Source organism: Myceligenerans xiligouense (genome assembly GCF_003814695.1).
Lineage (GTDB): Bacteria > Actinomycetota > Actinomycetes > Actinomycetales > Cellulomonadaceae > Myceligenerans > Myceligenerans xiligouense.
The window spans coordinates 2,431,409-2,452,319 of sequence record NZ_RKQZ01000001.1 but is presented as its reverse complement, the minus strand read 5'-3'; the positions used below and the strand labels follow the sequence as shown (position 1 = coordinate 2,452,319).

General features: G+C 68.7%; 17 protein-coding genes. 8 read left to right on the top strand and 9 right to left on the bottom strand.

Annotated features, from left to right (window positions below; genetic code table 11):
- Nucleotides 1–111 precede the first annotated feature (111 nt).
- Together mobF and EDD34_RS10600 are read right to left on the bottom strand one after the other, a co-directional pair.
- Nucleotides 112–3,504 (bottom strand): MobF family relaxase, encoded by a 3,393-nt coding sequence (gene mobF / locus EDD34_RS10605; RefSeq protein WP_123814532.1) that lies wholly within the window; start codon nt 3,502–3,504, stop codon nt 112–114.
- Between the two features lie 540 nt (nt 3,505–4,044).
- Entirely contained in the window at nt 4,045–4,470 is a 426-nt protein-coding gene (locus EDD34_RS10600) for a hypothetical protein (protein ID WP_123814531.1), read from the bottom strand.
- Between the two features lie 306 nt (nt 4,471–4,776).
- Here EDD34_RS10600 and EDD34_RS10595 point away from each other — a divergent pair, with 306 nt between their 5' ends.
- The 3 genes from EDD34_RS10595 (at nt 4,777) to EDD34_RS10585 (ending at nt 9,452) form a co-directional block, all read left to right on the top strand.
- A complete protein-coding gene (locus EDD34_RS10595) occupies nt 4,777–5,469 on the top strand; it encodes a 2OG-Fe dioxygenase family protein (RefSeq protein ID WP_211341555.1) in 693 nt (230 codons plus the stop codon).
- A gap of 378 nt (nt 5,470–5,847) precedes the next feature.
- Nucleotides 5,848–8,514, top strand: a complete 2,667-nt coding sequence (locus tag EDD34_RS10590; RefSeq protein WP_123814529.1) for an ATP/GTP-binding protein — start codon at nt 5,848–5,850, stop codon at nt 8,512–8,514.
- A gap of 5 nt (nt 8,515–8,519) precedes the next feature.
- Complete coding sequence (locus EDD34_RS10585) at nt 8,520–9,452, top strand: phosphotransferase (RefSeq protein WP_123814528.1); 933 nt, start codon at nt 8,520–8,522, stop codon at nt 9,450–9,452.
- A 433-nt stretch (nt 9,453–9,885) separates the two neighbouring features.
- On the opposite strand, the gene EDD34_RS10580 is transcribed toward EDD34_RS10585, so the two are convergent.
- The 6 genes from EDD34_RS10580 to EDD34_RS10555 form a co-directional block, all read right to left on the bottom strand.
- Complete coding sequence (locus EDD34_RS10580; protein WP_123814527.1) at nt 9,886–10,314, bottom strand: hypothetical protein; 429 nt, start codon at nt 10,312–10,314, stop codon at nt 9,886–9,888.
- 167 nt (nt 10,315–10,481) lie between these two features.
- A complete protein-coding gene (locus EDD34_RS10575; RefSeq protein ID WP_170177038.1) occupies nt 10,482–11,732 on the bottom strand; it encodes a class I SAM-dependent methyltransferase in 1,251 nt (416 codons plus the stop codon).
- Nucleotides 11,733–11,792: 60 nt separating this feature from the next.
- A complete protein-coding gene (locus tag EDD34_RS10570; protein WP_123814525.1) occupies nt 11,793–12,587 on the bottom strand; it encodes an aldo/keto reductase in 795 nt (264 codons plus the stop codon).
- Nucleotides 12,584–13,231: a dTMP kinase gene (gene tmk / locus EDD34_RS10565; protein ID WP_123814524.1), complete on the bottom strand. Its 648-nt coding sequence runs from the start codon at nt 13,229–13,231 to the stop codon at nt 12,584–12,586. Before tmk ends, EDD34_RS10570 begins: the two co-directional genes overlap by 4 nt.
- Nucleotides 13,228–13,872: a 3'-5' exonuclease gene (locus tag EDD34_RS10560; RefSeq protein WP_123814523.1), complete on the bottom strand. Its 645-nt coding sequence runs from the start codon at nt 13,870–13,872 to the stop codon at nt 13,228–13,230. The genes tmk and EDD34_RS10560 overlap by 4 nt, the downstream gene beginning before the upstream one ends.
- Nucleotides 13,869–15,038 (bottom strand): radical SAM protein, encoded by a 1,170-nt coding sequence (locus EDD34_RS10555; protein ID WP_211341554.1) that lies wholly within the window; start codon nt 15,036–15,038, stop codon nt 13,869–13,871. The genes EDD34_RS10560 and EDD34_RS10555 overlap by 4 nt, the downstream gene beginning before the upstream one ends.
- Nucleotides 15,039–15,253: 215 nt before the next feature.
- On the opposite strand from EDD34_RS10555, the gene EDD34_RS10550 reads away from it, so the two are divergent.
- Nucleotides 15,254–16,555 carry a hypothetical protein gene (locus EDD34_RS10550; RefSeq protein WP_123814522.1) on the top strand — a complete coding sequence of 434 codons (1,302 nt, stop codon included), beginning with the start codon at nt 15,254–15,256 and terminating at the stop codon, nt 16,553–16,555.
- Between the two features lie 18 nt (nt 16,556–16,573).
- Here the strand turns inward: EDD34_RS10550 and EDD34_RS10545 are convergent, their stop codons facing one another.
- A complete protein-coding gene (locus EDD34_RS10545) occupies nt 16,574–17,224 on the bottom strand; it encodes a YdcF family protein (protein ID WP_123814521.1) in 651 nt (216 codons plus the stop codon).
- A gap of 168 nt (nt 17,225–17,392) precedes the next feature.
- Here EDD34_RS10545 and EDD34_RS21400 point away from each other — a divergent pair, with 168 nt between their 5' ends.
- The 4 genes from EDD34_RS21400 (at nt 17,393) to EDD34_RS10530 (ending at nt 20,841) form a co-directional block, all read left to right on the top strand.
- Nucleotides 17,393–17,524 (top strand): hypothetical protein, encoded by a 132-nt coding sequence (locus EDD34_RS21400; protein ID WP_281277759.1) that lies wholly within the window; start codon nt 17,393–17,395, stop codon nt 17,522–17,524.
- Nucleotides 17,525–17,612: 88 nt separating this feature from the next.
- A complete protein-coding gene (locus tag EDD34_RS10540; RefSeq protein WP_123814520.1) occupies nt 17,613–19,154 on the top strand; it encodes an asparagine synthase in 1,542 nt (513 codons plus the stop codon).
- Nucleotides 19,151–19,918 (top strand): class I SAM-dependent methyltransferase, encoded by a 768-nt coding sequence (locus tag EDD34_RS10535; protein ID WP_123814519.1) that lies wholly within the window; start codon nt 19,151–19,153, stop codon nt 19,916–19,918. Before EDD34_RS10540 ends, EDD34_RS10535 begins: the two co-directional genes overlap by 4 nt.
- Nucleotides 19,915–20,841 (top strand): phosphotransferase family protein, encoded by a 927-nt coding sequence (locus EDD34_RS10530; RefSeq protein WP_211341553.1) that lies wholly within the window; start codon nt 19,915–19,917, stop codon nt 20,839–20,841. Before EDD34_RS10535 ends, EDD34_RS10530 begins: the two co-directional genes overlap by 4 nt.
- Nucleotides 20,842–20,911 lie beyond the last annotated feature (70 nt).

The following is a 20,911-nucleotide window of genomic DNA, read 5'->3' as shown; positions in this document are numbered from 1 at the left end:
GTCATCGTCCGACAGCATGCCGGTCCTCCGCCGCAGCACGTTCCAATCAGAGGAGCGTGTCGAGGGACTCCGCCTGTGGTTCTCCCGACCTCTTCACAGTCACCGGAGACGCTACAAGGCCGGCCCCGTTCCATGACGAGGCGACGGCACGTCCAGCGGTCTTACGAGCAGTGGCGCGAGCAGGGCGGCCCGCTGGTCCAACGCCTTGCGGTAGTGCGTGGGGACAGGGCCGATGACCGCCGGTGTCTCGCCCGCAACTAGCTGTGGCTCGTGCCCGCGAACCGGGTCTTTCGTCGCCCGGCGAAGGCGCGCATGGAGCGCGGCGCAGGGATTCTCCACGTCGAGCAGTGTGCGTCGAGAGGCCGCCGCCCAGACTAGCCGTTCGGCATCCCATCCGTATGCCTCAGCGCGGCGCAGCTCCCGGCGCAAGGCGTCGAACGCTGTCGCGCGGCTCGTGTCGTGGCCCGCTCCCCCGCCGAGCTTGCCGCTGCCAGGCTGGAGGTGGGCTCGGGCCTCGTCGATCGTGAAGCCGCCTGCGACCAGCGCCGCAGCCACGACGCGAGTCCAGCGGGGTCGCTGGGCGACGTCGGCAAGGTGGTCGTACTCGGCGATCAGTCGCGCCCGTCCGGTCCACGTCTCGTGTTCGGCTTCGGCGGCCTGGTGGGCGGAGAGTTCGGCGCCGCGGTGTTGCAGGACGCCGTAGAGGATTGCCTGGTAGGTGACCGTCTCGTCGGGACCGACGTGGTTGGCGTCGGGTCGGTCGGCGGCGATGTAGGCGAAGTTGCCTTCCCTGCCGCGGGTGAGCGCGACGTACAGGTTCTCCCGGGTGGTGGTCGCGGTGACCAGGGCGTGCGTGGTGTCGACGGTCATGCCCTGGGCGCGGTGCGCGGTGACCGCGTACCCGAGGTCGAGGTGGGCTGCCACGTACGCGGCGGGCAGCGTGACGGTGTCCGCGAGTCGTTTCGTGCCGTCGACGTCGACGCGTCGTACGTCCAGGGATCCGTCGCGGTGGACGGCGGTGACCTGCCAGCGGTCGCCGTTGCGGACGAACCCGCCGGTGACCAGGTCCCGGACCGTGGTGAGCCGGCGCCGGTTCTGGCGGGTGATGACCAGGTCACCGGCCGAGGCTTCGAGGCCATCTACGAGTCGCACGGCGCGTCCCGCGTCCGTTTGCCCGGCCAGGACCCGGTCGGCGCGAGCACGCTGGTTCAGTTCTCGGACCGTCTCGGATGCCTCCGCGATCAGGAGTGTCGCCTTGCCGCCGGTGAGGTCGTGCTGCCATGCGGCGTAGGCGTCGTCGATCATCGTCTCGGTCTCGCCACCGCGCAGGCGTCCGTGCTGGTCGTAGAGGTCGATGACGTCGGTGTCGCCGTCGCGCAGCTGGAGGCTTGCCGTCTTCTCCCACGGGTTGGCGAAGCGGTGAACTTCGATCAGCTCGGCGACGGCGGTGCTGCTGTCCCCCGCCGCAGTGCGGCGGCGTTCGACGAGCAGGTCGAAGGCACCGCCGGCGTCGACGGACTGGAGCTGGGCGGGGTCACCGACGAGCACAACCTTCGCACCTGCCGCGGCGGCGAGACCGGTGATCTGGTCGAGGGTGGCGGTGTCGGCCAGGGTTGATTCGTCGATGATCACGAGCTGGTTCTTCGCAAACGCGGCGCGGCCGTGGTCGTGCTCGTGGAGCCACTTGGCAGTGTTCTCCGCTCGCAGCCTCAGTTCGCGCGACAGCACCGACGCGGCGACGGCCGACGGTGCCAGGGCGACGACAGATGCCTTGCCGAACCGGGCCGTCCAGGTGCGGCGCAGCGCGCGCAGGGTGGTGGTCTTCCCAGCGCCAGCTGGCCCGACCAGCAGGTCCACACGGCGACCGGAGGCTACAAACTGCTGGACGGCGTGCCGCTGTTGCGGGCTGAGCAGTCTCCCGTTGCGGCCAACGGCCTTCGGCACGGTGCGAGGGTCCAGACGGGCGGCCGTGGGGTCGGCGCTGAGGGTCAGGAGCCGGTCCTCGGCGTCCAGGGCCTGGGTGCTGGTGAAGAGGATGTGGTGGCGTGGCCGCAGGCGCGAGGTGCCGTCCTCGCGCTGCAACGAGGCCGGTGTGACCGCGACCCCCGGCGGGGTCAGTGCAACGGCGTGCGCCTCGGCCTGGGCGACGATCGCGGCGATGACCTGTTCACGGTCGGCCGCGGTCTGCAGGCGCCAGCCCATGGTCTGCCGGTTGGCCTCGGCCCACAGGTTCCAGTGCGTGAACGTCGTCTTCCTTGCCGCAACGGTATGGAACGTCGCGGCGGCGGCGCGTTCGATGGCGTCGGCCGGAACCTCGTCAGCAGCGAAATCGCGCGCCACCTGCGGGCTGGTGAGGCTGCGGGCCAGGGCGACCGGATCGCCGTCGGACGCCCCGAGACTCGAAAGGACTCGCGCGGCACGAGCCCGCCAGCCAGTGGTGAGGTCCGCGAGCGAGTGGATCTGCTTCTCGGGCCGTGTCTGCAAGGTTGCCTGAGCACGCAGCTTGATCACCGTCGTCTTGGACGGGCGACGGTCGTGCGTCGCGATGTACTGGGTGATGAGGCGCTCCTTGGCCTGGTTGATCGCGTGCGACCGGGTCGAGAACTCCTCGATGAGCTCCTCGCCGATGCCCGCGACTTCCCACTGCGGGTTGCGTTCGCGGCCCCGTTCGCGCAGCTCCCACGAGAGGCCGAACGTGCCGGAGAGGCGGTCCATGAGCAGGGCGTCGTACTGCTCCGAGGCGGCGACCAGGGCGCGGTGCAGGGCTCTGGAGTCCAGGCTTCGCCACAGGCCGTCCGAGACGGTCTTGACCTTGTTGGACACGACGGCGTGCGTGTGTAGTTGCGGGTCGTTCGAGCGGGAGTCGTAGTGGTCGTAAGCGGTCACGATCAGGCCGTGCACGTCCTCCTGGCAGATCCCGCCCGAACCGGTGCGGGTCGCGGCGACCTCACGCTCGAGGAAGTCGATGACCTCGCCCATCGCCGCATGGTGGGCTGCCACGATCAGGGTCTGGGTGCCTGCGTCGGCCAGGGCCCAGAGCACCGAGACCGACTTCGGGACCGAGAACGTCAGGTCGAAGCCGGCAACAGCGGACTTCGGGCCCGCCTTGCCCTCCTCGGCCTCGACCCTCGCCGCGGCTGACCCGCGTTCCTCGTCGGTGAGGTCCGCAGGCAGTGCCTCGATCCGAGCCGCGATGCGCTCAGGCACGGTGGCGAACTGCTGGTAGGCACGTCCCAGCGGCTGGCCGGTGACCGGGTCGTGCCCGGTCCCGAGCAGCCGGGCGAGCTGCTGTTCGGTGACCTGGTCGCCGACGCCGATCCGTGCTCCGTCGGCTCCGAGCTGGGCGACGCCCTTGCCCAGCCACCGGCCCGGAGGCGTGCCCGGATTCGCGTAGTAGCGCGTCAACGCGTCCGCGGCGGTGAGGTCGCCGTCGGCGTGGACGACCGAACGTAGCAGGTACTTGTAGCCGCTCCCGGCCGACATGACACGCATTGAGACCGTCACCGTGATCGCCTCCCTCGAACACGAGGTACGCGTCGCGTGCCAGACGTGTCGGGTCGGTGAGGTGAGGAGCGAGGTGTGGGGACGATGAGTGGGGTGGGATGGAGGATCTGGCGGGATGAGGGCGGGAAGGTGAGGGATGGGCGGAATGCGGCGTGAGGGCGGCGGAGAGGGTGCAGGGCGAGAAGGCGGAACGGCGGGAATGGGGCGGAGGGAGTGGCGACGGGAGCGGACTGAGGCGGGAGCGCGCGGGCCGGACGGTCCGGAGCCAGGCAGACGAGAGCCCGGGACGCCGAACGTCCCGGGCTCTCGGTGAGGCGGTCAGGTCAGGCGGACGCCCTCTCCTTCGCGACCGGCTTCGGAGCCGCCTTGGTCCTCGATCGCGGCCAGCCGCTGACGACGGACCGTCTACGCTACGCCACTCTCGGTGTTATTGGCGATGACCTCGGCACGCTCGGCCTTCGCCTCGCAGCGGCCTCGCCGTCCATCGGCTTGCCCGACGTCGTGACCCGCAGCGTCCGGTGCTTGTTCGCCTTCCACGCGTCACACACGTTCACGGCCGCCTACACCACGGGACCGTAGGAGCGACGCACGTACGCCCGCGTGGCCCGGGCAGCCCGCGTGGTTGTCGGCGGTGAGGACATTGCCGTCGACGTCGGTCAGGTCTCCGAGGACCTTGATGCTCTCGTCGTCGTGCGCCGAAGCTGGGACCACTCGCACGCCCGAGTCGGTCAGCAACGCGACCACGGCGGCCTTCGCCTCTCGCTCGCGCTCGTCCCGGAGCCGCTGCGCGGCGTGAGCGAACTGGCCGGGCTCCTTGACCTCCGTGGCAGTCAAGTGCTTGACCGCGTCGCGGCCACCGAGCGCGTCGAACTCCGCGATCGTCCCAGCCTGGTCGAGCGTCAGGTCGTACCTGCCCTGCGCCGCGACGGCGAACCTCGACTTCCCCACGGCCAGCGCCGTGTTCACGGTGCCCTTCGCGTGGCCGGTCTTCTTGGCGATGGTCGCTGCGGGGACGCCGAGCAGTGCGAGCTGCTGGAACCCGGCCGCCCGGTCAGCCTCCCAGAGCTCGGCTCGCCGGCTATGCCGACCATCCGAGAACGCCGACGCCCTGGCCGTCGAACGCTAGTGAGCCCGGTCCGACGACCGATTGACAGGTACATCCAGCAAACTGCAGAATGTCCTGTTATGCCACCTACCTCCCCATGTGACTCACCCCTCTTTCGTCAAGGATATGATCGCTGGAATCTTGCAGCTCATTTTAGAATTGACGAGATGAGCGCTAATTTTAAAGCACTCAGAGCGGCCTGCAGGGATCTTCCGGAGGACCCTTACGCACCCAACTCTGGCCGCTACCGCCGCTACGCGCGCGCCGTCTTTCTCCCCTGGTCCAAGGATCTCTTCTGGATGCCTGCCACGGAAAGCCAGGTCCGCGAGGGGGTGAATGGCTACTACCAAGGGGACAATAATCCTGAACACGCCGGGGTCACGCGAAACTTTCCCGCAATTAGCGTTGGGATATGCAACAATCGACTCCTGCTCGACATTATCCAGTTCGACTTCGCGCAAACCTATTGGAGCGAGCACGACGCAGTCTGGCCGCTTTACGTTGGCGTCCACCTGGTCAAACTGCAGGTCGAGGAAGATGGTCATGAAGCCGTGTCCTCCCCGAACGAACTGCACCAGGACGGCGAGCCATACGTCTTCGCCCACCTGATCTACCGTCACAACGCCGAAGGCGGCACCAACCTCATCGCCACTCCCGGCTACCGCGGTAAGCAGCCGGAAGACGTGCCGCCCGCAGACCGGCTCGCCGAGTTCCAGATGACGCGCCCTCTGGATACATACGCCGTCACAGACGACCTTGTCAGCCACTATGTGGGTCCAATCCGCAAGGGGGGCGCCCCTGTGCCTGGCGAGCGCGCCATTCTCCTCGTCGACTGGGTTCCCATGCGCCACCGCATCTAGCGGTTTTCTGGGATGTACGGAACGCCGCTGCTGGCAGGATCAGGGCAGATCATCTGCGCTGCCCTGTTGCAGGCCGGCTGCTGGACATCGAGCTGTCACGCACATCCACGACAGATTCCGGGACAGCGTCCTGTAACCCAGCCCGGAGCGGACGACGCCTCGGCGTTGAACTTCGTGGCCGAGCGAACCGCCCCCACCTCGGTTGTCCACCCCACACATACGGGACCCGGCTTGGCCGTTACAAGTGCAGTCCCCGCAGGTAGGGTAGCTCGGCACGTGTCGAACACGTTTCTGTGAGCCATCACGCGGATCGGTGCGGTCGCTGTGACCGATCGCATCGTCGGATCAGGAGGTCGCCCTACTGTGTCTCGTTCGGACTTGCGCGCTCTGTTCCGGTCGAACGACCGAAGGTTCAAGGCAGTAGACGTCTTCACGAATCGTGAAGGCGAATGGGCAGCTGTCACCCGCAGCCTTGCGTACCGCATTGAGGAGAACCGCGCCTCGACCTTCGACGTCGAGGACCTTGAGGCTCCCCGCCGCAACGTCATGGCGTTCTACGGGGTGGGTGGCATCGGTAAGACGGCGCTCTCGCACGAGGTGGTGGAACGGTTGTCCGGCGAGGGAAGGGGCCCTGAGCAGTGGCCAGCGATCGATTCGGAGCTGGGACGGTTTGCGCCTGTGCGGATCGACCTTTCTGCCCAAGCTGGGGTTGATCTGGAGACTATCTTGCTGTCGCTACGGGTCCGCTTAGCCGAACTGGGGCGGCCGATGCCTGCCTTCGATCTGGCATTCCATCGGTACTGGGAACATAATCACCCGGGCGAGTCGCTGGCTGACTATTTGCGGCGCAGCTCGTTCTTCGGACGGATCTCGTCCGCCATGTCAGTGCCGGACCAGATCCAGGAGGTCCTTGCCGACGTCGCACAGGTGCTCTTGCTACCAGGCAGCATCGGAGCGCTCGTTGGGCAGACGTTGAAACTCGTTGTGAGCGGCCTGCGGGACAGGCAGCGCCGCGCGCAGCTCATGGGGGAATGTACGCGCCTTCCGGATCTACTCGAGGCCGAGCCGGACACTGATGCACTGAGCTACTACGCGCACCTGCTGTCGTGGGATCTGGCACAGCTCCCAGCGGAAAAGTCAGCGACGCTGGTTGTCCTGCTCGACACGTTTGAGGATGTCGGAGACCGATCGCACCGTGATGTGGAACGGCTGATCCAGCGTGTGGCATGGCTCATGCCGAACGCCTTGTTCATCATCACCGGTCGCAATCGGCTGCAGTGGGACGACGAGCACCTAGAGGGCCAGCTTGACTGGGTTGGTCCACGGTCCTGGCCGCTGCTCGCGCCATCGGCAGAAAGGGATCCGCGGCAGCACCGCATCGGTTACCTGACAGAGAAGGACTGCCAGATCTACCTCTCCCGACGGCTCACGCTGGACGCGGAGCCGTTGATGACCAAGTCTGTGCGGGACATCATCGTGCGCCGCTCTCACGGGCTTCCCCTGTACCTGGACCTGGCGGTCATGCGGTTCTTGGATCTTTACCACCAGCGCAACCACGTGCCTGACGCCGAAGAGTTCAACCACGACTTCCCAGCCCTCGTCGCGCGAACGTTCCGAGACCTGACCCTCGCCGAGCGACAGGTGCTGCGAGCCGTCAGCCTCCTGGACGCGTTTTCCATCTCGCTCGCTGCGGCGGCGACGGCAGGCCTGGCGCCCGAATCCGCGACCCGGGCGCTAGTAGAGCGGCCGTTCATCGAGTACGACCCGACGGGACCCTGGCCCTACTACCTGCACAACCTCGTCCAGTCTGCCATTCGCGAGGCCGACTCCACGGCCGAGGATCGCTGGAGTCGGTCAGAGTGGAAACGGGCGGCCGGCCGCACCCTTGCAGCACTTGGGGACGAGTACAGGCGCGCCGCGCGCCTGGGTGACCGTCGCACCGTGGTGGCCTGCCTGCGGCAAGGATTGCGCCTCGCACGGGACTTCAGCCTTGACCTAGGCTGGCTCGTCGACGCCTCGTACTTGTACGTGGAGGACTCAGTCTGGGAGCCGATCGACATCCACGCCCATGCCTCACCGAGGCGCACCACTGTTCGGTCGGTCCGGGGACGCATCGCCGTCGCCCTCGCCGAGAGCCTCGACGCTATCGCTCGCCGGCAGCGCCAGCATCGGCAGCTCACGCTCGACACCCTGGAAGCAATCATTGCAGGCGACGTGCTCCCGGACGATCTCACCGAGCTGCCGTTGTATTTCATTGCGGAATGTCACCGCGACATCGGCAATCTCGACCAGTCCCTTGCGGGGATGCGGCGGGTCGCCGCGTTGGGTGGCCGGCTAGCACCTGATGCAAATCGCGGGCTCCTGCACTTGGCGCGTCGGCTCGGTCAATTCCCCGACGTGCTAGCCGCCGCTGGATCGCTCGGTCAGCGCGGCCACAAAGACAGGACGTTAGGGGACCTGTGGTGGACGCAGGCGAGCATCGTGCGCGCCTGCGACGCCTACGCACGTGAGCGCGACGCCGCTCTTCGGGACGATCACGCGGGAGAAGCTGCCGTCTCCCAGGCTTGCCTCGCATTCAGTGCGGCGTTCCAGGACCGGGCACGGGCGCTGGAACAGGTCGAGCGCGCGCGGCGGCTGCTGGCTGGGAGCAATTCGGCTTGGTCGCACCGGCAGCTCGCAAACGCCGAGCTGCTCTGCGACGCAGGGATCGACCCGTCGCTGCCCAGCCGCGTGACCGAGGCGGTCGCCTTGGCCGAGGATCGTGCATTGACCTCCATTACTGCCTACGCTCGATTCGCGCTCTGCTTTCACGCTGCAATTCTCGCCGACCGAGACATGCTGGAGGCGGCTCGTACGGAATTGCGCCGCAGTGTCAAAGGCAAGGAGTTCTCCTACTTGCTCGAAGCTTCTTACTTCCTGGCGGACGAGTCCGTCCCCAACGACGTGCCACGCGCGGACTGGATCGACGGGCCTGAGACGACCCGCGCGCGCTGGCGCCAGCTAGTACACGACCGCACGGTCCAAATCATTGACCGGGAAGGCTGAAACACATGGCGACCTACACCTCGCTCAACGACGTCGACGTGCCGCTTATTCAGGATCGGTACGGCTTGCCTGATGACGTCCAGATCGAGCCCCTGAAGGGTGGAGCCGCGAACTCGAGCTTTATGCTGGACGCCGAGAGCACTCGGTATGTCCTGACGATCCTGGACAACCACGACTACGACAGCGCCATGGCTCTCGCAAAGCACACGAGAGCGTTGTTCGACGCTGGGTACCCGACGACGCGCATCGTCCCTTCCGTTGACGGCGAGCTCGTCACGCTGATGGGCACGCGGCTCATCCTGCTCAAGGGTTGGATCGACGGCCACGTCGCCGACACACTTGACGCCGACCAGATTCGAACCGCAGGAAGCCACCTGGCGCGGCTTCACAACCTGCCCGCCGACCTGGTGCCGGTCCCAGTCCGAACTCGCCGCCTCACTCCGGAACATCATGCGCTGATCCCTGATTTTGCGGACCAGGAGTTCGCCGGCTGGCTCCAGACACGGCTCGCCGAGGTGACCGAAGCGGAGCAGGGCACGGACAGAGCACTGACTTTGTGTCACGGTGATCTGTTCACTGACAACCTTGTCCTGGCGGACGACGGCGCCGTGACAATCCTGGATTGGGAAACCATCTCGCTCGACGACCCCGTGCTCGACCTCGGCATGGCGGCGCTCGGCCTCGCACAGGTTGACGGAGTCTTATCGCTCGATCGGCTCGGAGCCCTGATCTCTGGCTACGCCACGGAGCGTCCGCAGATCTGTGATGATCTCGGGCAGCTTGGGACCGAGATCGTCCACGCCGCCCTCATCATCGCCTTCCACCGCTATTACCGGCACAACGTCCGCTTCCCAGACCCGAGCAAAGCGATGATCCATCGCGAGCTGTACGCATTCGTCGACTCGGTGCCAACGACTCGTGCCTTGGCCGTCCTGTGATCGGGCGCGACAGATCCCTGCCGGACCGGATGGGACTTCCACCAGCAGCGTCCGTTCAGAGTAATTAGGCGGGCCACTTCACGGGGCTGTCGCTCCAGATTGCCGGGCGCCGACTTCCAGATTGCCCTGCGGGACACGCCGAGACGGAACGGAGTGACAGGTGCGCGCCACCGGTCAGGTAGCGGGTCGTAGTCGTGTCCACCCGAGGAGGCGCTCGTCTCGCGGTCAGGTCAGGCGGACGCCCACTCCTTCGCGACCGGCTTCGCAGCGACCCCTGCGCGCGGGACTCGCGTTCCCCTTCTTCGCCCGTGCAGCGCTGTTCGCCTTCGCGGGCACCGACGGCGCGGCGGGCTTGGGCTTCGGATCGCGCGCGATCTGCTCGACGGGCGAGAGCGAGTAGCCCCACGACTCGATTGCCCCGAGGTAGGCGGCCTCACGGCCGGACTTGCGCCAGGTTGGACTGGTCGTTTCGGAGCCGGCGCGCTGCACCGCGGCCCAGATCGACCAGGCCAGCCAGGGTCAGCCAAACAGCGACCAGTGCAAACTTCGCCGCGTTCCACGCGAAGAGGGCGACCAACGCCCACACGGCGACGTGATGCATGCCGTAGAAGAAGGTTGCGAGGGCCGCGTACCCGACTGCCGCGACGAGCGCGAGCGGCAGGCCCCAGCCGCGGTTCCCACGTTGGCACATCCACCTCGCCAACTTCGTCGTCGGCGTCGTCTCGAAGATCGGGCCTGACGATCCGACATCGTAGGACTCGCCGGAGGCATCTCGGAGGTAGGCCGGAACACTCGTGGCAGGCAGCGCTCCAGATCCCGTGTCGTGGGTCATCTCGTACGCGGCCCAGGTTGGCGCCGTCATAGCCCACACCTCCACATCAGCCGAAGCACTCGAACATGCGTACCCCTCACGGTACGCCAGCCGCTCGCCGCCGTCGACGAACGGACCCTCGCCGTGGCTGGCTCGCCACAGGGCCAGCCCCCACAGGTTCGCGTTGCCGCCGCAGCGTCGGCACCCAGGCGCCGTGATCAGATGTCGTGGGCGTCGTGGTGCAGCGTGATCGCCAGATCTCCGCCACCGGGCAGGCGTATCACGGTGCCGTCCAGCGGCGTCGTGCCGCCCAGGACGCGGTAGACGTGAGCGGCGCGTTGCGGGCGGCCGAGGCGGTCCCAGTCGGCGATGTGCCTGGCGAGGGTCTCGGCGACCTGGCGAGCGTCGGGGCCGAAACCACGCGCCCCCAACTCGTGGCCCTCGTCGACGGTTCGCCAGGCGGCGATCGCGACGGACTTACCGTCGACGTGCGCGAACGTAGTCCACGCCTCGCCGTCACCAGCCTTGTGCACGAGGCGGCGGTGGGGCGCGGTGGCTTCGGCCAGGCCCGGAAGGGTGCAGGCCAGGTGGGTGCGCATCCCGACGATCATTCCCTGGCCGGTCAGCACGGCACCGGAGCTGGCCCACACCGAGGAGTCGCTGTCGAACGTGTCGGGTACGCGTGCGAGGTTGGTGTCGGGGTCCCATGCGAAGAGGGTGAGGGCGTCGTCACCGACTGTGGCCGTCGTGGCGGCGGGGTGCACGGCTGCGATGCCCTGGACATCGACGAACCCGCACACCAGATCCTCCGACCCGACCAGTAGGTCCCCGCGGCGCCGGTAGGCGGTCGACCAGCACTCGTTCGGGTGGCGCACCCGCAGCGGAGCGACGAGGATCCCGTCCTTGGCCAGCTGCTCCAGCCACGCTCCGGGAAAGTCCCACACGCCCATGGTGACGATGATCCGGTCGAACACTCCCCGACCCAGGTGCTGTGCGGCGTCGGCGCAGATCGCGGTGACCCTGTCCGTATACCCGGTGGCCTCGAGCGAGACTTGGGCCGCGGTGACGACCGCCGGGTCGATGTCGACGGTGACGACCTCGCCGCCGGCGCCGACGAGCTCAGCGGCCAGGGCGGCGTTGTAGCCGGATGACCCGATCTCCAGTACGCGCATGCCCGGTTCGATGCGCGCCTGTTCCAGCATCCGCGCCTGTAGCCACGGCGCGGAGATCGATGACGTCGTCCTCCCGGTGGTCTCGTCGACCTGGGTACGCACGATGTCGTCCGCGTAGGCGGCCTCCAGGTCGGTGCCCGGTGGGCAGAACAGGTGCCGCGGCACGGTCCGCAACGCGTCCTCGACGGCGGGCGACAGGTCGATGGCGCGATGCCTGGCTCCCGCACGCAGGCCGTCGACCAGATCGGCGCGCAAACGGGCGGCGCGCTCCGGGATGCTCGTGGTGGTTTCGGTCAAGGCAGGAACTCCTTCACAAGGTGGCGGGACGGATCGCATCGATGTCGCCGAACGTGACACCTACGGCACTGGGTGGACGTTCTGTTGGAGGTGCTGGATCGATGTTGAGCCGGGTATCGGCAGGATCACTGGTGACAGGTCGAGCAGCCAGCGAAGTTCTCGCACAGCCGCGCCCGGCGTGGCGGCGAGCCTCCCAGCGGCGAGGGGCGCGTACGGAACGAACGCAGTTCCCATCCGGGTGCAGTGGTCGAGAACGGCCCAGTCTCGCTCATGGCGGTTGAACTTGTTCTGGACGGCTGTGATCGGCGCGACCCGTCGTGCCGCCTCGATCTGGGTGGTGGTGACCTTGGACAGGCCGATGTGCCGGATCTTGCCCTCGGCGCGGAGCGCGGCGAGTTCGCCGACCTGGTCCTCGAGCGGCACCTTGGGATCGACCCGGTGGAGGTAGTACAGGTCGATCCGGTCGACTGCGAGGCGGCGCAGGCTCATCTCCACGCATTGGCGCAGGTACTCCGGCCGGCCCACCGGCGCCCACCGGTTGGGTCCTTGTCGTGTCATGCCGCCCTTGGTGGCGATGACCAGGTGGTCGGGGTAGGGGTGCAGGGCCTTGCGGATGAGGTGCTCGACGGTCTCGGGTCCGTAGGCGTCGGCGGTGTCGAGGTGGTTGACGCCCAGGTCGACGGCGCGGCGCAGCACCGCCTTCGCTGCGTCCATGTCAGCGGGGTGGTACCAGTGCCCGGGGCCGGTGAGCTGCATCGTGCCGTACCCGATCCGGTGCACCGGCAGGTCCCCGCCGAGAAGGAAGGTACCTGAGGCCGCCGCGGGGCTGGCGGCATCGAGCGTGGTGCTGGTCATGCCGCTGTGTCTTCTTCCTGGGCGGCGAGGGCGTCATAGACGTGCCGGTGTGCCAGGGCGGTGACGGCGTTGGCGCTGAGGTGGGTGGTGTCGATCGCGTGGACGACGGCGCCGGTGGCCGCCAGGTGCTCGGCTGCTTCCTTGTGCCAGGTGGCTTCGTCGCGGCTGGAGGTGTGCTGGTCCTGGTAGCGGTTGTGCGTTCCGCGCCGGGTCAGGCGGCGGCGGATGACATCGTCGTCTGCGGTGAGGCTCAGCAGCAGGTCGGGCGTTCGGGCCCGCTTGTTCAGCGCCCACAGCAGTTCGGGGTCGACGTCGTCGAGACGCTGCATGACCAGGCCGGAGGCGATGTACCGGTCGGTGATCACGATCGCACCCGCAGCGAGGCGTGGTTCGATCTCGTGCGCGAGGTGGTAGTACCGGTCGGCGGCGTACAGGCACGCGAGCGTCAGGCCGTCGGCGGTGTTCGTCATCCCGCGCGCGAGCGTTCCGATCGGCCCGCCCGAGGGTTCGGCGGTGCGGTGGACGGTGTGCCCGTCCTGGCCCAGCTGGATCGTCAGCGCGCGGGTCAGTGTGGATTTCCCGACGCCTGAGGGCCCGTCGACCGCGATGAACATCCCGCCGCCGGCGGGCGGTGTGGTGGTCATGGCAGGTCGAACAGGGTCGGGTCGGACGCCGCGGGGCGGCGGCCAGCGACCGTGGAAGCTGTACCCAGCCCTGCGACCAGGCCGTACCGGCGCAGTTCGTCGAGCATGCAGTCCTCGCCCGCGGCGCTACTGGCGATGAGGTCCACGAACAGCCTGGCCGTGACCAGGGCGTCGTATCCCGCGCGGTGGGGGCGCAGGCCGTCGGGGATGTCGGCGTCCAGTCGCCGGTGCCGCACGAGGGCACCGAGCCGGTAGCTGGTCAGGTTCCAGGCGCGGCGCGCGAGCTTGAGCGTGTCGAACGCCTCGGCAGGCTGCCAGCCGGGCAGGGAGCGGGTCAGCACGTCGAGGTCGACGTGGGCGTTGTGCCCGACCGGGACACCGGCCGCGAGAGCCGCCAAGACGTCGTCGGCCACCTCGGCGATCGTGGGCGCATGGGCGACGTCGTCGTTGCTGATCCCGTGGATGTTGCGGGCGTGCCACTGGATCGGGTGGGGCGGGCGCACGAGCCAGGAGCGTGGTTCGCCGATCTGCCCGTGCAGGATCGGGACGATGGCGAGCTCGACCAGGTCGGGTGGCCGGTTGCCGTTTCCTTCGACATCGACGACGACGTAGTTGAGCTCGTCCCAGCGGCCGGTGGTCATGACGGGTCCTCCGTGTCTGACGGCGTGGCCGGGTCCCAACCGAGGTCGGCGCGGCCGTGCAGGCGGTGCTTGTGGGGGTGGCGCTGGTCGTGGACCTGGAAGCCGAGCCCGTGCTGCAGGAAGTAGCGCGGCTGCTCGTCCAGGCCAGCCACGATCGCGGCTCGCTCGGTGATCTCCACGACCTCGACATCCTTCCGTTCCGGCAGACGCTGCGCGAGCGCGCGGATGGCCTCGGTCCCCGGGATCTGATGGGCGTCGGAGCAGATCGCGAGTTGCTTGGCCGGGCAGATGTCACACAGTTCCCGGATGCCGTAGTGCCCGTTGTAGTCCGCGACCTGGTGGGCGAAGGAGACCGAGCAGGACGTCTTGCGGAACAACGGACCACCGCCGTCGGCGAACGTCTCCAGGACGCGGCGTTCGAGGGTCTCGGGGACGATCTTGCGACGGGCTGTGTCGCTGTATGGCTCTGGGAGGTTGTTGGCCTTGTAGTAGTCGGCGATCTCGCCGCGGTAGAACAGGCCGGTGAACACCGTCGCGTGCGCGTGGTGGGAGAGTTCGACGGCCTTGGCTAGGTGCTCCGGGGAATCGTTGAGGCCGGGCACCAGCGGGCGCCAGTACAGGATGACCCGGTACCTGTCCGCGTGCTCGAACGCCGTCTTCAGCGACGTCTCCGCGATGGAGGACTTGACCGGCTCGATCCGCTCGTCGCTGATTCCCGAGTAGGTGATCAGCAGTGTCAGCCGGATGCTGCGCAACCGGTTGAGCCGGGCGCAGTCTTCCGGATCGATCCGGTAGCGGGTGATGACCAGGACGTGATTGGTCAGGCCGAGCGCGTCCAGTGCCTCCAGCACCGCGAACAGGTGCTCCTTGACCCGCGGCAGGAACGGGTCGGTCGCCCGATTGAAGATCTGGATCGGGGTCTTGTCCGGCTGGAAGTAGGGGTGTGAGATGAGTTCGCGCACGGCGTCGTCGTCGGACATCAACGCGCGCGGCTGGGTCATGTCCCACACGCCGTAGGTGTGCCGGATGCAGTAGGCGCAGTCCAGCGGGCAGCCCTGGATGTGGTTCAGCGACAGGCCGGACTTGCGGTACTCGACCACCTCACGGGCCCGCTCGGGCAGCCGGGCGATCTGCTCGCGGGTGAGCAACGGGACGGTGACGGGCACGGGCGCCTCCCCAGCAACGTGGACATCCGCGCCGACCAGAGCGGCGGCGCACGCCCACCGTCGGTCACCCACCACCCGGTACGGGAGGGCATTCTGTCCGGCTGAGACCGGCAATCTGGAGTGATGTCGCCCCACGCCGTGACCGGGCTCACTACGCTGGACGGGCGGCACCTCAGCTTCAGAAGGATCACGAAGGTCAGCGGACGGAGGACGTCATGGCCAACGACCACTTGCGGCTGCGACGGGAATCGACACCGTCGCCGTCGGGCAGCGGCCTGCCGATGTCGAGGAGAGAGCTGGCCGAGGCCGTCAACCAGTACCTCTGGCGCACCACAGGCAAGCGGGTCCACCTCGATGTCGACACCCTCCGCCGCTACGAGAGCGGGCAAATCCGCTGGCCAGGGGCGGACTACCGGGACGGGTTGCGCGCGGTGCTCGGCGTGGGGGCCGACGCCGAGCTCGGGTTTCACCCGACCAGGCGTGGCCGGACCGCGGCACCGACGCAGGACGTGGGTACGTGGGTCGCCACCTGGGCGGGCAAGGATGCAGTGGCCGGCGCCGACTCCGAGGTCCCAGCCACGGCAATCGATCTCTTGTGCCGCACCGTGTTGTCCTACCCTCCTGCTGCGGATGGACCCGATCGGGTGGATCGAGCCCGGCCTGACGTCGCCAATGCCTTCGCGTCGTACCAGGCGGGCAACTTCGAAGCGGCAGCGCTGATGGCGTCCAAGGCCCTTGGTGCTCTGCGATCGGCGGAACGTGGCCGCGAGAGCGCCGACGCCAGACTGTGCGCGCTGGCGTACCAGGTCGCCGCGATCGTCCTGTCGAAGGCAGGCCGTACCGACATCGCGTGGATCGCCGCGGACCGCGGTGTCGCCGCGGCCGAGGCGAGCGACGACGCGTGCCTGCGTCTGTCGCTGCTGCGCACAGCGGCCTTCTCGATGGCGGTCGCTGGTCATCGAGGCGACGCGCTGGTCACGATCGAGGCGGCCGCCGGGGAGTTCCAGGGCCGCATGTCCAGGACGACGACGTCGGCTGCGGCCTACGGCACGATCCTGCTGACGGGAGCGGTTCTGCTGGCGGGGGCCGGTGACCAGGCGGCCGCCGCGACGTACCTCGACGAGGCGCAGCGCGCCGCGATGGTCACCGATGCCGATCGCAACGACCTGTGGACCGCGTTCGGCCCCACCAACGTCGCGATCCACCGGGCCAACGTCGCCGCCGCGGCCGGTGACATGGACACCGTCCTGGCCATCGGCGGCCCGCTCCGGGTCGAGCACCTGCCCGCGGAGCGGCGTGTGCGGCTTCATCTCGATGTCGCACGCGCAAGCCTCGCCGTCGGAGATCACGGGGACGCGCTCGCCACGCTCGTGCGCGCCGAGGCAGCGGCACCCTCTCAGGTGCGGCACCACCGCATCACCAAGGATGTCGTGGGCTCGCTCGTCGCAGCCGCTGCCCGGCGGCCCGGTCCGGAATTGACGCGCCTCGCCGGCCTTGTCGGTGCCCCCATCACCTGACGGAGCTCGGAACCCCGGCTACTCCTCGATCAGCCGCTTGGTGTATCCGGCCTCGACGAGTCGCTCGTACGCGCCCCGGACGTCGTCGGGGACCTCGACTGGGACGGCGAACCCGGCTTCCGCGTACACCCACAACCGCTGGGTGTCCCCCACCAGCATGTTCAGCACCCGCTGCTCATCCCCGATCGACTCAATGTAGTCCTCCAGCGCCAGCCACCGGGCGGAGCAGACGACGTCCAGCTCCGGCCACACCTTGCGGACCGTGGCCCACGCCCGACGCTGCTGATAGGGCCGGCTGATGATCGTCGCTGACCGCGGATCGAGCCCGCGCCCCAGCAGCAGCTCGCGGGTGAACGTGAAGTTCTCGCTGGTGTTGGTCGCCTTGGTCTCCAGGACGATCGCCTCGTGCGGAACGCCGAGCGCTTCGGCTCGCTCGGCGAAGTGCACCGCTTCACCCCGCGGGAACCGCTCGAGGGTCGTCGGAGCGTTCGCCCCCGTGAAGACGACCAACGGGAACCTTCCCTCGCGATACAGGTCGGCCGAGTGCTCGGCCACGCCAATGTCATGGCCACCCAGACCGATCGCGATCTCGGTGGTACGGCGCTGGTCGGGCATCTGATGGAACTCCCACAGAACCTGGGCGTCCCGGATCACGCTCGGGGAAGGCATGGCCGCCAGTCTGGCACGCGGCTACAACAGACAAGTCGCTGCCCTCAGGGCAGGCAGATTGCCGGACGTCGCATCGCAGAATGCCCTCCTTCTCCAGGCCCCGTGTGGCGAGGGTGGTTACGCCGTCGAACAGGTCGGCGGCGTGACCGACAGGAAGGCAGGACCGACATGAACGCGATGAACGTGGACGAGTTCTTCACCGGCCCGATCAAGGCGGGCGTGCCCGAGCTGCGGGACCAGGCCGGCCGCAAGATGCCGGGCGCCGCCGACTCGGACAAGCAGGGCGACCTGTGCAGCTGATCCGCCATCCCTGACCGCTCGCGGGGATCGAGCCTCCTGGAGCGCCCGGTCCCCGCGAGCTTCCACTCGTCCCTCGCGGAGGCCCACGATGCTGAAATTCACCATCCGTCTGTCCGACCTGCCCGACCCGGCGTGGAACTGGGACGGCCGGGCATGGAACTCCGGCGGCAGCAGGATCGAACCGCTGGTCAACCCGTCGGTGGAATCGTTCCTGGTCGAGACGGGTCAACGGTCGTGCCTGGTCATCGTCCGTGAACGCGACCTGCACGGCCGCCTGCTCCCGGCACCCCGCACGCTCGCCGATGCGCTGGCGTGGCCGGGCGATCACGTCACCGTGGAGCTCACCCCGCAGGGCATCTCCGTCCATGCCGGAGCGTTCGGCACCGCGCCGCTGTACCTGACCGTCGCCAAGGGAACAGCGGCCGGTTCCTGGAACGTGACTGATCTACTCGGCCGGGTCGAGCCCGGCAAGCTCGTCGACGCCGCCGTGGCCCGCGCCCTCCTGCGCACGCCCGTGTATTCCAGCACGACCCTGTTCGACGGCGTACGGCGGCTGACAGAGCGCGCCACGGCCCACCTCGACGCGCGCGGCGTCGAGGTCGCCTACCCGAATCCGGCCGAGCATGTCCTGGCCGCGCGGGAACCGGGCGGCACCGACATGGTGGCAGCGTTCGACGAGATCCTGTCCCACGTGGTCGGTCGCCTGCCGGCCCCGTCCGGGCAGGTCGCGGCCGAGCTGTCCGGCGGCGCGGACTCGGCCAACGTCGCCCTGGCCGCAGCCGCGCGGCACGGAACGATCCGCACGGTGGGGCTCGTGGTCGACGGCGACGTCGGCCAAGCTCAGGCCCGGCGCCGCGAGATCCTGGTGCGTCACCTCGGCGCCCACGACCTCGCCATCCCCGCCGCCGGGCACCCGCCGTTCGCGCCCGACGGCGTCCGTGGCAGGCTTGAGCCCCACGATCCAGAGGCCGCGTTCTACCGCGAGGCGTTCGACGCCCTGCGCGACGCCGCCCGCGACCACGCCGCCACCCTCGTCTACACCGGCCTGGGAGGCGACGAGATCAGCGCCCTGCACCCCCACGAGCACGCACCCCACCTGGCCAACGAGCCGGGTGCCGAGCCGGACGGCGTGAGCCTGCCGGACTGGGCGGGACAGGTGGTCCGCGCCGCGGCGGGCGACCTGACTGCCGATGCAGCACCGGTCTCAGCGGTCCCGATCCCTACGCTGAACGCCTTCACCCTGCACAACCCCGCCTACCTCGACGCCGGGATCTGGCCCGTCGCGCCACTCGCACACCCCCTCGTGGTCCGGTTCGCCGAACAACTCCCGGCGCACCACCGGCGAGACAAGAACCTTCTGCGCGAGCGTCTGCGGCGGGCGGGGCTCCCCGAACGTGTCGTCAGACCCGCCGAGCCCGAGAACTTCCTGTCCCTGATGGACCGCGGCATGCGCGAGCACGGCGCGGCGCACCTGCGCGACATGCTCTCGGCCTCGATCCTGGTCGACGGCGGCTACCTCGACGGCCAGGCGCTGCGCACCGCAACAGAGGACCTGGAGCGCACCGGAAGCTACGGGACCCGCCTGTTCGACGCGATCGCGCTCGAGACCGGACTCAGGAGCCTGCAATGAGCAACGCAAGGATCAGTCCAACCACCGCCGACGACCTCGCCGCGGCAAACCTCCTGTACCGCGACCCCGGACTGCACGACCATCTCCAAGGCGCGGCCACCCGCGACGCCGACGTCGTCCACCACGCCATCGACACCTGGGCCCCGCACGCGGCCAGCCTGCTCGACGCCGGCTGCGGAACCGGCACCCTCGTAGCCGCGCTGAGCGACCGCCTGACCGGCCTCGGCATCGACCTGCAACCCCAGCTCATCACTCACGCCCGCGCTGCACACCCGGGCTGTGACTTCGAGGTTGATGAACTGTGCACCCTCGACCTTCGGTGCACCTTCGACGTCATCACCTGCCTCGGCAACGTACTCGCCTACCTGCACGAGCCCGACGAGCTCCACGCCGCGACCGCCGCCATGAGCCGCCACGCCCACCCCGGCACCATCGTGGTCATCAACACCCTCATCACACCGCCCCCGGAAGTCCCGGCCAGCACCAGCCTCGTGGCGACACCTCGCGGGCCCGCGCAGGTCACCGTCCAGAATCGCTGGGATGACGACACTCGGCTGGCCACCATGACCCGCCGCTGGGCCTTCACCGACGGGCGGACCGAGACCGACATCGTGCACCGCCGCGTGCACGACCTGAACGCCCTGACCACGGCCCTGGCCAGCAACGGCTTCCAGGTCCGGGCGGCCTTCGATACGCTCCCAACCACACGGAACCCGCCGCGCGGCCCCTCGGCCTTCGTCATCGCCCAGCGTCCTCAACGATGAGGCGATCAGACGCCACCCAGCCTTCCGGAAACCACGAGCCTGACACTGCCGATTCCATCGCAACCGTCGCTCACCAGGCCGCCCTCCAGGCCGAGGTCGACGACGACGGCGCCCGCCCCCTGCGACACGGCTCCAACGCGCTCTACCTCCTGCCGCGCGCGAACCTCGTCGCGCGGGTCGGCCGACCAGGAACGGCCGCGATCGCCCGGCGAGAAGCCCAGGTCGCCACATGGCTCGCCGACCAAGGCATGCGCGTGAACACACCCGCACCCGGAATCGATCAGCCGGTACTCGTCGCCGGCCGGCCCGTCACGTGGTGGCTGCCGTTGCCGCGCCACCGCCACGCCACTACGGCCGAGCTCGCGACCGTCCTGCACCAACTGCACAAGCTGCCGGTTCCGGCCGCGCTGCACCTGCCCGTCCTCGACCCGCTTGCCCACGTCGCCAACCGCATCGGTGACGCGACCGGGATCCCGTCCGCGGACCGCTCCTGGCTCCTCGACCACGCCGCCGCACTCCGGCGAGAGGCTGCTGGCGTGTTGCCCACCCACACCGCCGTCGTCCACGGCGACGCCTGGCAGGGCAACGTCGTCGTGCCCGACGACGACGAACCCGTCCTGCTCGACTTCGAGCACGTCGCGCTCGGACACCCCGACTGGGACCTGGTCCCGATCGCCGTCGACCACACCGACTTCGCGCGACTCAGCAACGCGGACTACGACGCGTTCGTCCGCGCCCACGGCGGCCACGACGTCACCCGCACGCCCTGGTTCCGCACCATGGCCGACATCCAGGAACTGCGCTGGACCGCCTTCGTCGCCCGGAAGGCCGCCACCAGCCAGCACGCCGCGACCGAGGCCACCCACCGGATCGCGTGCCTCCGCGGTGAGGTCCCGAAACCGTGGACCTGGACCGCGTTCTAGACCGACCGCCAGATTGCCGTCCGGCAATCTACGACGGCTCGGCCTACCCGAACCCGCGGATGGCTACGCT